The sequence below is a fragment of the Mycobacterium sp. UM_CSW genome (assembly GCF_000455205.1).
Classification (GTDB): domain Bacteria; phylum Actinomycetota; class Actinomycetes; order Mycobacteriales; family Mycobacteriaceae; genus Mycobacterium.
Window position 1 is genome coordinate 1 of sequence record NZ_AUWQ01000085.1, and the last position, 12,716, is coordinate 12,716.

At 69.4% G+C, this 12,716-nt stretch carries 11 protein-coding genes and 1 pseudogene; 9 read left to right on the forward strand and 3 right to left on the reverse strand.

The features are described 5' to 3' along the window. Together N415_RS24595 and N415_RS33305 are read right to left on the reverse strand one after the other, a co-directional pair. Positions 1-529, reverse strand: a 529-nt coding sequence (locus tag N415_RS24595) for a PE family protein (protein ID WP_152531561.1), incomplete at its 3' end; no start/stop codon positions are given. A 268-nt stretch (positions 530-797) separates the two neighbouring features. Beyond that, positions 798-2,009, reverse strand: a pseudogene (locus N415_RS33305) (PE family protein); the annotation flags it as partial. A gap of 174 nt (positions 2,010-2,183) precedes the next feature. Here N415_RS33305 and N415_RS33310 point away from each other — a divergent pair. The 8 genes from N415_RS33310 (at position 2,184) to N415_RS24640 (ending at position 10,058) form a co-directional block, all read left to right on the forward strand. Then, positions 2,184-2,696, forward strand: coding sequence for a PE family protein (locus tag N415_RS33310; protein ID WP_081665483.1), 513 nt, complete (start codon positions 2,184-2,186; stop codon positions 2,694-2,696). Positions 2,697-2,821: 125 nt separating this feature from the next. Beyond that, positions 2,822-3,385: an elongation factor P gene (gene efp / locus N415_RS24610; protein WP_067152084.1), complete on the forward strand. Its 564-nt coding sequence runs from the start codon at positions 2,822-2,824 to the stop codon at positions 3,383-3,385. Positions 3,386-3,394: 9 nt separating this feature from the next. Then, entirely contained in the window at positions 3,395-3,853 is a 459-nt protein-coding gene (gene nusB, locus N415_RS24615) for a transcription antitermination factor NusB (RefSeq protein WP_068105033.1), read from the forward strand. Continuing rightward, complete coding sequence (locus N415_RS24620) at positions 3,850-4,236, forward strand: antitermination protein NusB (protein ID WP_068187507.1); 387 nt, start codon at positions 3,850-3,852, stop codon at positions 4,234-4,236. The genes nusB and N415_RS24620 overlap by 4 nt, the downstream gene beginning before the upstream one ends. A 14-nt stretch (positions 4,237-4,250) precedes the next feature. Further along, the gene (locus N415_RS24625; RefSeq protein ID WP_068187508.1) at positions 4,251-5,771 is read left to right on the forward strand and encodes a helix-turn-helix domain-containing protein; all 1,521 of its coding nucleotides are present in this window, start codon (positions 4,251-4,253) and stop codon (positions 5,769-5,771) included. 129 nt (positions 5,772-5,900) lie between these two features. Beyond that, positions 5,901-6,503 (forward strand): hypothetical protein, encoded by a 603-nt coding sequence (locus N415_RS24630; protein WP_068187509.1) that lies wholly within the window; start codon positions 5,901-5,903, stop codon positions 6,501-6,503. 119 nt (positions 6,504-6,622) lie between these two features. Continuing rightward, positions 6,623-7,078 carry a GreA/GreB family elongation factor gene (locus tag N415_RS24635; protein ID WP_068187510.1) on the forward strand — a complete coding sequence of 152 codons (456 nt, stop codon included), beginning with the start codon at positions 6,623-6,625 and terminating at the stop codon, positions 7,076-7,078. A gap of 136 nt (positions 7,079-7,214) precedes the next feature. Then, positions 7,215-10,058, forward strand: coding sequence for an aminotransferase class I/II-fold pyridoxal phosphate-dependent enzyme (locus tag N415_RS24640; protein WP_068187511.1), 2,844 nt, complete (start codon positions 7,215-7,217; stop codon positions 10,056-10,058). Between the two features lie 285 nt (positions 10,059-10,343). Here the strand turns inward: N415_RS24640 and N415_RS24650 are convergent, their stop codons facing one another. Then, entirely contained in the window at positions 10,344-11,138 is a 795-nt protein-coding gene (locus N415_RS24650; RefSeq protein ID WP_068187513.1) for a hypothetical protein, read from the reverse strand. Between the two features lie 204 nt (positions 11,139-11,342). Here N415_RS24650 and N415_RS24655 point away from each other — a divergent pair, with 204 nt between their 5' ends. Then, complete coding sequence (locus tag N415_RS24655) at positions 11,343-12,560, forward strand: MFS transporter (RefSeq protein WP_068187514.1); 1,218 nt, start codon at positions 11,343-11,345, stop codon at positions 12,558-12,560. Positions 12,561-12,716: the final 156 nt, after the last annotated feature.

The following is a 12,716-nucleotide window of genomic DNA, read 5'->3' on the forward strand; positions in this document are numbered from 1 at the left end:
CGCCGGCCCCGCCGGTGCCGCCGTGGCCGAACAGGCCTGCCGGCCCGCCGGCACCGCCGTCGTGCCCCAGCGCGCCTGACCCACCGTTGCCCCCGTTGCCCCACAAGATTCCGCCCGGGCCGCCAGCCTGCCCGGTACCCGGTGTCCCGTTGGTGCCGTCGCCGATCAACGGGCGTCCCAACAACAGATTGGTGGGCGCATTGATCAAACCCAGGACGTCGTCCTCCAGGGTCTGCAGCGGAGACGCGTTCGCCGCCTCGGCGACCGCATAGGCGCCCTGCGCCCCGCGCAGGGCATGCATGAACTGGGTATGAAACGCCGCCGCCTGGGCGCTCAGACCCTGATAGCCCTGGCCGTAGTCGGAAAATAGCGCCGCGATGGCCACTGACACCTCATCGGCGCCCGAAGCCAGCACCGTGGTCGTCGGGGCGGTCGCGACCGCGTTCGCTGCGCTGAGCGTCGAACCGATAGCCGCCAAATCCGTCGCCGCTACCTCCATCGCGCTCGGCGCCGCGACCACAAACGACATGCCACACCTCCCAGCAAACCGGTCAGAGTCGTTGGGACTCGAACACGATTGTTGAGCAGTGGCCGTCCGGTGGCCTGAGTAGCCGTCTACCTAAGTTGCGGTGCCGTCGTCGATCCAATACTTGCGCGCACCGCGGTGTGCATTGAGGGCACGTTGGTGAGGGCTTCCGAAACAGGGCGGCGACGTCGCACACCGCCGGGGAAACGCCGGAGCTGCTGACCCGGTTCCCGAAGGAACTGGCGATCCTGACCTAGCTGGTGCCGTTGGCCCCGTGTGCGCCGAACAGTAGCCCGCCCCTGCCGCCGGGGCCGCCCTGGCCGTCGACGATGTCGATTCCGCCGTTGCCGCCGTTGCCGCCGTTGCCGACCAGGATCGCGTTGCCACCGGTGCCGCCGGCCCCGCCGCCCAGGCCGCCGCTGCCGTTGCCGCCGCCGCCCCCGTTACCGAACAGCGCGGCCCCGCCGCCGTTGCCGCCGGCCCCGCCGTTGAGTGCCGGGCCGCCGGGACCGCCCACTCCGCCGTTGCCGAACAGGGCGCCGGCCGTACCGCCGTTGCCTCCCCGGCCGCCTACGGGGGCGTTGTTCGGGTCGGTGGCTTGGCCACCCCCGCCGCCGGCGCCACCGTCGCCCGCGAGGACGCCGCCGTGCCCTCCGGCGCCCCCGGCGCCACCGTTGTCTATGCTCGTGCCGCCAACGCCGCCGCCACCGCCGTTGCCGTAGAAGAAGCCGCCGTTGCCGCCGGCACCGCCGCCGCCGCCGGGTTCGAGGCCGCCCACGCCGCCCGCGCCGCCAAGCCCCCCGTTACCGAACAGACCGGCCGACCCACCGGCGCCGCCGACGCCGGCGGTTTGCAGCACGCTCGGACCGCCCGTCCCGCCGGCGCCGCCGGCACCGTAGATGAGGCCGCCGGCCCCGCCGCTCCCGCCGCGTGCGGATCCTCCTCCACCGCCGCCGGCGCCGCCATTCCCGAACAGCCCGGCGGGCCCACCGGCGCCGCCGGACACGAAGTTGGCGGTGCTGGTGCCGCCGTTGCCGCCGTTGCCCCACAGGATTCCACCGGCCTGGCCGGGCGTGCCGACGCCGTTCGCATCGGTGAACCCGTTGGCGCCGTTGCCGATCAGCGGGCGGCCCAGCAGTATCTCGGTGGGCTCGTTGATCACTGCGAGGATGTCCTGTTCGAGGGTCTGCAGCGGGCCGGTATTGGCGGCCTCGGCGGCGGCGTACTGTGCCGTTCCGGCGTTCAGCAACTGGACGAATTGCTGGTGGAACTGGGCCGCCTGGGCGCTGAGCGCCTGATAGGCCTGCCCGTGCGCCCCGAACAGCGAGGCGATGGCCGCCGACACCTCGTCGCCGGCGGCCGCCAGCACGTTGGACGTCGGGGCCGCGGCTGCGGCGTGGGCGGAGCGCAGCGCCGACTCGATGTTGGCCAGATCCGCTGCCGCCGACGACATCAACTCCGGCGCTGCAACAACAAACGACATGTCATCCCACCTATCCACTCGGGCCGTATGCCGGTGACGCTAACGGCCGCGAGCGTCGGCGCGAATCAGGGATTTCCCTACAATTCCGCGCAGCCGGTTGCCGCGAGCGCGACGCCCAAAGTTGGCCCTTTGTTAAGCTCCCGCGGGCTAGGCTGACCGGATGCGAGAGCCGACATGCCGTATTTGACCGCAACGCCGGAGGTAATCGCTTCCGCGGCAACGGATTTGGCAGGCATCGGCTCGAATCTCAGTGCCGCCCACGCCGCGGCGGCCACCCCGACCCTCGCGGTGTCGCCCGCGGCCGCCGACGAGGTGTCGGTGACAATCGCGAACTTCTTCTCCCGGCACGCCCAGCAGTACCAGGCGCAAGCCGGGCAGGCGGCGGCGGCTCAGGAGCAGTTCGTGCAGCAGCTGACCAACGGCGCGGGCTCGTATGCGGCCGCCGAGGCCGCCAACGCCGCATTGCTGCCGCCCGCGGAATCGATTACCGGCGCCATATCGGCCCTATGGGGCGATGTGCAGAATTTCTTCACAGGCGCCCTCACCACTTTCGAGCAGATGCTCAATCAATTGGCGGGATTTCTGCTTCCGTTGATTCGCGAAGCCATCGCCTTTTCGACTGCGTTTTTCTTCGTGTTCGTGCTGCCGACGATCGACATTGCGCTGAATATCCTGGTCGCCCTGTAGGGCCCGGGGTGCGCGTGATCACGGGCGCACGGTTCGGACCGGCGCCGCGACGCGGGTAATCTGCATGGGGCGAACCGACAGCGAAGTTCGCCGAGCACTGCCATCCCTTAGGAGATACACCGACCGTGGCTTCGACTGCCGACTTCAAGAACGGACTGGTGCTGGAGATCGACGGCCAGCTATGGCAGATCGTCGAGTTCCAGCACGTCAAACCCGGCAAGGGGCCGGCCTTCGTGCGCACGAAGCTGAAGAACGTGCTGTCCGGCAAGGTGGTCGACAAGACGTACAACGCGGGCGTCAAGGTGGAGACGGCCACCGTAGACCGCCGCGACGCGACCTACCTGTACCACGACGGCTCGGACTTTGTGTTCATGGACAGCCAGGACTACGAGCAGCACCCGCTGCCCGAGTCCCTGGTCGGCGACGCCTCGCGGTTCCTGCTGGAGGGTCTGCCCGTTCAGATCGCGTTCCACAACGGGGCGCCGCTCTACATCGAGCTGCCGGTGTCGGTCGAGCTCGAGGTCACCCACACCGAACCGGGCCTGCAGGGCGACCGGTCCAGCGCCGGCACCAAGCCGGCCACGCTGGAGACCGGCGCGGAGATCCAGGTGCCGCTGTTCATCAACACCGGGGACAAGCTGAAGGTGGACTCGCGCGACGGTAGCTACCTGGGGCGCGTCAACGCGTGAGCGGGCCGCATGGCTGCTAAGGGACGCCATCAGGCGCGCAAACGCGCCGTCGACCTGTTGTTCGAGGCCGAGGCCCGGGAGCTGACCCCGGCCGAAGTGGTCGACGTCCGCACCGCGCTCGCCGACGCGAATCCCGACGTGTCGCCGCTGTACCCGTACACCGCCGCCGCGGCGAGGGGTGTCGGTGAGCACCTCGCCCACATCGACGACCTCATCAGTTCCCACCTGCAGGGCTGGACGCTGGACCGGCTGCCCGCGGTCGACCGGGCGATTCTGCGCGTCGCGGTGTGGGAGTTGCTCTACGCCGACGACGTCCCCGAGCCCGTCGCCGTCGACGAGGCCGTGCAGCTGGCCAAGGAGCTGTCCACCGACGAGTCGCCGGGCTTCGTCAACGGGGTGCTCGGCCAGGTCATGCTGGTCACCCCGCAGATCCGCGCGGCCGCCAAGGCGGTCCGCGAAGAACAATGACCCGGTTGGAGCTGCGCGTCGCCGTCGCGGCCTTCCTGGCCGCGACGGTGGTGCTGGGCGCCGTCGTGTGCGCGGCCTACGGGTGGAGCATCGTCGCGTCGGCGCTCGCGATCTACGCGCTGGGCGTCGGAGCCTGGCTCTACCACTCGATCGAACGGCTCATGGTGGCCCGCCGCATCAGCACGGTCCGTTCGGCCGCCCGGCCGCTGCAGCCGCTGCTGCCGGTGATGGCCGCCATCATGGGTTTGACGCAGGCCGTGGTGCGCTCGCTGAGCGACGTCACCGAGCTGCCGGCGCGCAGCCGGGAGTTCCCCGTGCTGCGCTGGATGGACTCGAGGGCAAACCGGCGGATCGTTGATGCCGACGACGAACTGGACGGCTGAACCGGGAGCGGCTCGTGATCACTTTGGACCGCTTGGTCAACGTGCTGGGGGGTTACGGGGTCAGGTTGCGATGGTCTTCGGTGCCGAGGTCGACCGAACTGCGCAGCGTGGTGATTCACGAGTCAGCTGCCGCGCGTCCGCCCGTGGGCGACGTGTTGCTCGCGATCGGGGCCGGCTCCATGCGGGAAGCCGTCGACTGGGCGGCGTCCGCCCGCGCGGTGGTGCTGTTGGCGCGCGGCGACGAGGAGCCGACGCCGTCCGACGGCGGTGCCGAGCCCGGCGCGGTGATGGTGCTCGACCCGTTGGTGTCGTGGAGCGAGGTCGCCGCGGTGGTCTACGGGCTGGTGCTGGAGGGCCGCGAGACCGAATCCGGGCGCGGCCCAACGGATTTGTTCGCGCTGGCCGACAGCCTGGCCGTGTCGACCGGCGGTGCGGTGACTATCGAGGACGGGCGGTTGCGGCTGCTGGCGTATTCGCGGCCGCAGCAGCACGCCGACCCGGCGCGCGTCGAAACGATCCTGGGCCGCCAGGCCCCCGAGCGGCTGCGGGCGCTCTTCGAGGAGCGGGGCGTGTTCGCACACCTGGCCGCCTCCGACGACCCGGTGTTCGTGGGCGCCGACGCAGAGCACGGCCTGACCGGGCGCATGGTGGTCGCGGTGCGGTCCGGACGGGAGCTGCTGGGCTCGGTGTGGGTGGCCTGCTCGGCCCCGTTGGACGGCGCCGAGCGGGACGCGCTGACCGACGGCGCCCACACGGTGGCCCTGCATCTGCTCCGCTCCCGAGCCAGCGCGGACTTGGAGCGCCAGGTCGAATCCGAGCTGGTGATTCGCTTGTTGGAGGGCACCATCGAGGCCGCGACGCTGGCCAGCCGACTGGGCCTGCCGCGCGGACCGCTGCGGGTGATCGCGCTGCAAGCGGTCATCGACGGCGAGCGCGACGCCGCCTTGCTGTTGGCGTTCGAGCGCGCCACCGCGGGGTTCGGTTGGTCCCGACCCGGTCGCAGCGCGCTGGCCGGAAACACCGTCTACACCGTCCTTCGCGCCGAGCCGGTCGACTCGGCGCGTCGCTGGATAAGCGATCTGACGGCGGCCATGCCCGAAGCCGTGGGCGTTGCGGCCGGGATCAGTGGGCCGGCCGACGTGGCGGACCTCGTCGCCGCGCGCCGGGAAGCCGACGAGTGTCTGGCGCTGCACGAATCGGGCGGCGGGGTGCCGCCGGCGTACGACGAGGCGTGGGACGAGATCCTGCTGCAGCGGCTGCGCACCGCGGCGCGAGCCGGTCGGCTGCCGGACGGTGGACCGGTCGCCGAATTACGTCGCCACGACCGGGCGAACTCGACCGACTATGTCGCCACGCTGCGGGCCTGGTTGGAGGCCCAGGGCGACCCGGTGCGCGCGGGTGAGCGGCTGGGGGTGCACGAGAACACCGTGCGATACCGGCTGCGCAAGATGGCCGAGATAACCAACCTGCCGCTGGACGACGCCAAGAAGCGGCTGGCTATGACGATCGAGTTGGCGGCCACCGACACGGATTGACGCCGTCCGCACTGTCGGAACGCGACAATGCGCGCCGCCCGTGTTGTCCGGCCGGCGCAAAGCCTTTGGCCCGCATCCCGGCCACGATGGAGTTGTCAACCAATGCCCCGGTTTTGAGGTGACCGTACCATGACCACTCCGCGCCCCGACGAGATGGAAACGCTCGAGGTTCCCGCGCGCATGCCGCCGCTGCTCGTTCGGCTTTTCGGGCGGAATCCGTTGGTGCGCAGCACCGACCGCGTCGAAGCGTTGCTTCTGGTGTTCGCGTTCGTGGTGTCGATCATCGCCCTTCCCGTCGCGGCCGCCGTCGGGACCGCGGTCCACGACAGTCGCAGCCGCGTCTACGCCGCGCAGGCGCAGACCCACCAGAAAGCCACCGCGACGATCACGGGAGATCCCCGGGCCGACCGCAATCTGTCCAGCCCGACGGTAACCGCGCCGGCGCGATGGGTCGTCGCCGGCGACGAACACGCCGGCCTGGTTGTCGTCGATCGGGCCACCAAACCCGGCGAGCGCGTTGATATTTGGGTAGACGAGCAAGGCCTGCCGGTCGGCAAGCCGGTGTTCTCCGCGAAGGACGAAGCCGTGGCGACCGGGACGGCCATCTGGTTCGGCGTCGTCATCGGGGCGGCGGTGCTGTTCGGGATGGCGCGCATCTTCCTTGACCGCAAGCGCCATGCCGGCTGGCAGCGAGACTTCGACCGCATGGTCGGCGACCGCACCGCCGAATAGCGAAGCCCTGCAGAATCTTCGAAGACCTGCCCACCGCGGGCGCCGAGTCGTCAGGGGCGGTTGCCCCGCTGCGGCCCGTCCCTGACGACACTTCCTGGAAATGAAGGAGATCAACGAAAATGCGCGACCAACAAGGAATTTGCCTGACCCGACACGAGTACGGCCGCCTGCTGAACGAGCTCGCGGCGCTGCGCTCGCGGCGCAGCATCGAAGTGCCGGACGACTTCATGGATTACGACGCCAACCGGATAGCGCGCTACTCGGCGCGCCGGGCGCGCATCCGTGAGATCGAGGATCTGCTGGCTCGTGCGATCGTGACGGAGGACAGGAACGCCGCCGAGCCGGGCACGATCGTCACCATCCGCTACGAGGGCACCGGCGAGACCGAAACCTTTCGGCTGGGCCGGTACGGCGCCAACGACGACAACATCAAGGTGTACTCGACGCTGTCGCCGCTGGGCCGCGCGATTGCCGGTGCGCGCCCCGGGGAACGACGGGTCTACTCGATTCCCGACGGCGCCGACCTGATCGTGACGCTGATCAGCGCGGTGCCCGACGTCGCCGTGGTCGCATGATCCTCGAGCTGGTCGACCCCGTGGCCATGCTGTTTCTCTTGATGGCGACGGCCGGGCTCGTCGTGGCCGTCGCCTACGGCAAATCGGACGGCCGATAATCATCGCGCCCGCGGCGAGGCCGGGCCACAATGACCAGATGAGTCCAGAATCTGCCCGCCCGCGGCGACTTCGCGTGTCCGCGCTGGCGGCGGTCGCCAACCCGTCGTACACGCGCGTCGACACCTGGAACCTGCTCGACGACGCCTGCCGTCACCTGCGCGACGTCGACCTCGCCGGGCTGGACAAGACGCACGACATCGCCCGGGTGAAGCGCCTGATGGACCGCATCGCCGCGTACGAGCGCTACTGGCTGTACCCCGGCGCGGCCAACCTCGCGACGTTTCGCGCCCACCTCGAGGGGCTTTCGACGGTGCGCCTCAGCGAGGAAGTGTCGCTGGCGGTGCGCCTGCTGAGCGAATACGGCGACCGCGCCGGGCTCTTCGACACCACCGCGTCGCTGGCCGAGCAGGAGCTGGTCGCCCAGGCCAAACAGCAGCAGTTCTACACTGTGCTGCTCGCCGACGACGCCCCGTCGACGGCCCCCGACAGCCTGGCCGAGTGCCTGCGGGCGCTGCGCACCCCGTCCGACGACGTGCAGTACGAGCTGCTGGTGGTGGGCAGCATCGAGGACGCCATCACCGCGGTCGCGCTGAACGGCGAGATCCAGGCCGCGATCATCCGCCACGACCTGCCGCTGCGCTCCCACGACCGGGTGCCGCTGATGAACACGCTGCTGGGCGCCGCCTGCGAAGACGCCGAGGACGTGGTGGCCAGGAACACCCAGGACTGGGTCGAATGCGCCGAGTGGATCCGGGAGCTCCGGCCGCACATCGACCTGTACCTGCTCACCGACGAGTCGATCGCCGCGGAAACCGAGGACGAACCCGACGTCTACGACCGAACGTTCTACCGGCTCAACGACGTCACCGACCTGAACAGCACCGTGCTCGCGGGCCTGCGAAACCGTTTCGCCACACCGTTTTTCGACGCGCTGTGCGCCTACGCGGGCGCCCCGGTCGGCCAGTTCCACGCGCTCCCCGTCGCGCGGGGCGCCAGCATCTTCAACTCGAAGTCCCTGCAGGACATGGGGGAGTTCTACGGCCGCAACATCTTCATGGCCGAGACCTCGAGCACCTCCGGCGGCCTGGACTCGCTGCTGGACCCGCACGGCAACATCAAGAAGGCGATGGACAAGGCCGCGGTGACGTGGAACGCCAACCACACCTACTTCGTCACCAACGGGACCTCCACCGCCAACAAGATCGTCGTGCAGGCCCTGACGCGACCGGGCGACATCGTCCTCATCGACCGCAACTGCCACAAGTCGCACCACTACGGCCTGGTGCTGGCTGGGGCCTACCCGCTGTACCTGGACGCCTACCCGCTGCCCGAGTACGCGATCTACGGGGCTGTGTCGCTGCACACGATCAAAAAGGCGCTGCTGGACCTCGAGGCGGCCGGCCAGCTGGACCGGGTCCGCATGCTGCTGCTGACCAACTGCACCTTCGACGGCGTCGTCTACAACCCGCGCCGGGTGATGGAGGAGGTGCTGGCGATCAAGCCGGACATCTGCTTCCTGTGGGACGAGGCGTGGTACGCGTTCGCCACCGCGGTGCCGTGGGCGCGCCAGCGCACCGCGATGGTGTCCGCCGAACGCCTGGAGCAGATGCTGGCGTCGCCGGAATACGCTGCGGAATACCGGGATTGGGCCGCATCGATGGAGGGAGTGCAGCGTTCCGAGTGGGTCGATCGGCGGCTGCTTCCCGACCCGGCCCGCGCGCGGGTCCGCGTCTACGCGACGCATTCCACGCACAAGTCCCTGTCGGCGTTCCGGCAGGCGTCGATGGTCCATGTCCGCGACCAGGACTTCAAGGCGCTCACCCGCGACGCGTTCGTCGAGGCGTTCTTGACGCACACCTCGACATCGCCGAACCAGCAGCTGCTGGCGTCGCTGGACCTGGCGCGCCGGCAGGTCGACATCGAGGGCTTTGAGTTGGTCCGCAACGTCTACAACATGGCTCTCGTCTTTCGCCACCGCGTCCGCAAGGACCGGCTGATCGGCAAGTGGTTCCGCATCCTCGACGAGTCCGACCTGGTGCCCGACGAGTTCCGCGCGTCGTCCGTCAGCTCCTACCGCGAGGTCCGCCAGGGCGCCCTGGCGGAGTGGAACGAGGCGTGGCGCTCGGACCAGTTCGTCCTGGACGCGACGCGCGTCACCCTGTTCATCGGCAAGACCGGCATGAACGGCTACGACTTCCGCGAGAAGATCCTGATGGAGCGGTTCGGAATTCAGATCAACAAAACCTCTATCAACAGCGTGCTGCTGATCTTCACCATCGGGGTCACCTGGTCAAGCGTGCACTACCTGCTCGACGTGTTGCGGCGCATCGCAACCGACTTCGAGCGCAGCCAGAGCATCGGCGGCAAGGACGACCGTGCCCTGCAGCAGCGCCGGGTCGAGGAGATCACCGAGGACCTGCCGCACCTGCCGGATTTCAGCGAATTCGACATGGCGTTCCGCCCGGTCGACGCCTGCATGTTCGGCGACATGCGGTCGGCCTTCTACGCCGGATACGAGGAGTCCGACCGCGAGCACGTGCTGATCGGCATGGCGGGCCGGCGGCTCGCGGAGGGCCGGACGCTGGTCTCCACGACGTTCGTGGTGCCCTACCCGCCGGGCTTCCCGGTGCTGGTCCCCGGCCAGGTGGTCTCCAAGGAGATCGTCTATTTCCTGGCCCAGCTCGACGTCAAGGAGATCCATGGCTACAACCCCGACCTGGGGTTGTCGGTGTTCACCGACGCCGCGCTGGCGCGCATGGAGGCCCAACGCAGCGCGGCGACGGCCGCGGTCGGTTCGGCGTACCCGGCCTTCGAGCTGCCGGCCGACGCGTCGGCGCGCAACGGCGACAGCGTCGTGCAGGCGGTGAGCGGGGGCGGCTGAGCGCCGCTATCCGGTCACTGCCGGCCAGTCCGACAGGCCCTGCTGGATTCCGCGGGCTATCTCGTCCTGCCGCGCCGGGCTGCCGACGGAAGCCGTTCGTTGGCAGCTGCAGCTTAGTGCGCTGAACGCGCTAGGGTCGGCGCTCGCCGTCGCCGATCCGACGACGCCGGCACCCACGCAAATGGCAACGCCGATCAGGATTTTGCTGGTCAATATCGTCAACTTTCCCATGACGATTCCAGCGTAGGCGCGGATCGCTGGGAATCTGCTGGGAAGCCCTGTGACTCAGGGGGTTTCCGCCGCCGCGCGGTCTTCCGGATGACCGGGGTGGCGTCCCGGACGCTGCGGCAACACGATGACCAACGCGACGACGATCGCGGCGATCACCGCCGACGCCAGGGGGCGGCTCAGCGCGAGGCCGCCGTCGGCGACCGGCTTGTCGATGAAGTCGCCGACGGTCGCGCCCAGCGGCCTGGTGAGGATAAAGGCCACCCAGAACAGGGCGACACGCGAGATGTCGGTCCAGTAGTACAGGGCCACGACCACCAGCAGGGCCGCGCCGAACACCAGCGCGCCGCGTTCGTAGCCGAATCCGCGGGTGTCGGCGAGCCAGTCGCCGAGCGCGGTGCCGAGCGTCTGCGAAAACGTGATGGTGGCCCAGTAGAACGCCTCGACCTTCGGCGTCGACACGGTACTCACCGACACCGTGCCCTGCGTCCAGCGCCACAGCCCCAGGGTCGCCAGGAGGAGACTCAACAGCAGCAGCGATCCGCCCGTGTAGCCGATCCCCAGTTGTCGGTCGGCGAAATCGGCCAGCGTCGTGCCGAACGTCGTCGAGGCCACGATGGTGGCCCAATACAGGCTCGCGTGGAATTGCTTGGCGAAGATCTGCGCGACGACCAGGGCGACGAGCGCGACGCCGAATAGCGCGACCCCCGCGGCGTAACCCCAGTTCAGCGTCATCGTGACGGTGTCGCCACCCGTCTCGCCCAGCGTCGTCGCCAGGATCTTGATCACCCAGAAGCCCAGGGTGACCGCAGGAACCTTGGTCAAGGCGTGTTTGGCCGCGTCATCAGTCACGTAGTTGATCCTCCCACGGCGTCCCAGGCTATGCGTCCCCTATGAATTTCGTCGTGCCGATAAGGCGTTCAACATGTTTCAGGCCGCGCGTGACCGCGCATATCGGTGTCCACATTAAACGGCGTTATGAAAAACCTTAACGTTCAATAAGTTTGGCGCGCCGCGATCCCGGGTGCCCGCCAAACGCTGTGGCAACATTGTTGAATGGGTGCGCGGTGGTCGATCATGGCCGTCTCGTTGGGGGTGACGGCGACGTCCTTCCTTTTCATCAACGGCGTGGCGTTCCTCATTCCCTCGCTCGAGTCGCGCCGCGGCATGTCGCTGCCGACGGCGGTCCTGCTGTCGTCGATGCCCAGCTGGGGCATGGTGGTCACGCTGGTCTTCTGGGGTTACGTGCTGGACCGGGTCGGTGAGCGCACCGTGCTCACGTCGGGCTCGGTGCTGACGGCGGCCGCCGCCTACGCGGCCGCGTCGGCCCATTCGGTGCTCATGATCGGTGTGTTCCTGTTTATCGGCGGGATGGCCGCGGCGAGCTGCAACACGGCCGGCGGCCGGCTGGTGTCGGCCTGGTTTCCGCCCCGCCAGCGCGGCCTGGCGATGGGCATCCGTCAAACCGCGCAGCCGTTGGGAATTGCCTTGGGCGCGTTGGTGATACCGGAGCTGTCCGAAAGCGGACCGCACCGCGGGCTGATGTTCCTCGCGGTGATGTGCACGATCGCGGCGGTGGCCAGCGCGATCGGAATCGTCGATCCGCCAAGGAAATCCCGCACGGCGGCGGCGGTGGAGGAGCTGGCCAGCCCGTATCGCGGCTCGTCCGTGTTGTGGCGCATCCACGCCGTCGCCGGCCTGCTGATGATCCCGCAGACGGTGACCGTGACGTTCATGCTCGTGTGGTTGATGCATCGCCACGGTTGGTCGGTGGCAGCCGCGGGCGGCCTGGTCACCCTGACCCAGGTGCTCGGCGCCGCGGGCCGAATCGCGGTGGGGCGGTGGTCCGATCGCGTCGGCTCGCGAATGCGCCCGGTGCGCGCGATCGCCATCGCCGCCGCGGTGGCGCTGTTCGTGCTCGCCCTCACCGACGGCACGGGTTCGGGATACGCCGTGTTGCTGATGGTCGCCATCTCGGTGCTCGCCGTCCTCGACAACGGGCTGGAGGCCACCGCGATCACGGAGTTCGCCGGGCCGTTCTGGAGCGGACGGGCGCTGGGCCTGCAGAACACCACGCAACGGCTGATGGCCGCGGCCGGGCCGCCGCTGTTCGGCGCGGTGGTCGCGGCGGCCGAATACCCGGCGGCCTGGGCGCTGTGCGGGCTGTTCCCGCTGGCGGCGGTGGCGCTGGTGCCCGCCGGGTTGGTGCCGCCGGGCCTGGACAGCCGGCCGCCGCCGCCGGAGCGAGAACTGGCCGGCGCGTCGCGACCGTAGTTTTCGCTCACCGGGATCGCAAAGACGTCGCCGTTCGCCAGGTGGCGCAATAGGGCGGTGGGTGCGGCTTTTTGCTGGTCGCCACCGAATCGCGCCCGGCGCAATGCTTCGATGCGGTCCCGGGGGCCGCCTTTGACCACCCCGGGCGGCCCGCCG